This is a genomic window from Streptomyces odontotermitis (assembly GCF_050510915.1).
In the GTDB taxonomy this organism is placed as follows: Bacteria; Actinomycetota; Actinomycetes; order Streptomycetales; family Streptomycetaceae; genus Streptomyces.
This window is the reverse complement of record NZ_JBNJLS010000063.1, coordinates 1-709: the sequence shown is the minus strand read 5'-3', so window position 1 is coordinate 709 and position 709 is coordinate 1. Positions and strand designations below refer to the sequence as shown.

General features: G+C 68.5%; 2 protein-coding genes. Both read left to right on the top strand.

The window, feature by feature from the left end:
- Positions 1-10: 10 nt before the first annotated feature.
- Positions 11-82 (top strand): hypothetical protein, encoded by a 72-nt coding sequence (locus ACQB60_RS45765; protein WP_496932046.1) that lies wholly within the window; start codon positions 11-13, stop codon positions 80-82.
- The coding region (locus tag ACQB60_RS45760) for a P-type ATPase actuator domain-containing protein (protein ID WP_496932045.1) at positions 79-709 on the top strand (631 nt) is incomplete at its 3' end. The genes ACQB60_RS45765 and ACQB60_RS45760, both read left to right, overlap by 4 nt.

Sequence of the window (709 nt, the reverse complement as noted above, 5' to 3'; positions counted from 1 at the left end):
GGGCACCATCATGATCATCACTGGTCTCACCTATTTCCCCGCCCTCGCGCTGGGCCCGCTCGCTGAAGGGCTCGCGTCATGAGCACTGACATCAAGAAGGAACAAGAGGAGCCCGGCTCCATGTCCACCGCCACTCCCACGCGTGCGCCGCACAGCGACGTACCCAGCGGGCACAAGGAGGAAGGTCGCGTCGGCGGGGGTCTGTTCGACCCCAAGCAGCTGCTGAAGTCCTTCCCGGACGCGATCAAGAAGCTCGACCCGCGGGTGATGGTCAAGTCCCCGGTCATGTTCGTGGTCGAGGTGGGCTCCGTGCTCACCACGATCCTTGCGATCACCGACCCGGGGGACTGGTTCGGCTGGGCGATCGCGGCCTGGCTGTGGCTGACGACGATCTTCGCCAACCTGGCGGAGGCGGTGGCCGAGGGGCGCGGCAAGGCGCAGGCGGACACGCTGCGCAAGGCCAAGACCGACACGGTCGCCCGGCGTCTGAACGGTGATGTCGAGGAGCAGGTGCCCGGCACTCAGCTGCGCATCGGCGACCTGGTGGTCTGCGAAGCCGGCGACATCATCCCCGGCGACGGCGACGTCGTCGAGGGCGTCGCGTCCGTCGACGAGTCGGCGATCACCGGTGAGTCGGCGCCCGTCATCCGGGAGTCCGGCGGTGACCGTTCCGCGGTGACCGGCGGCACCAAGGTCCTGTCCGACCGGG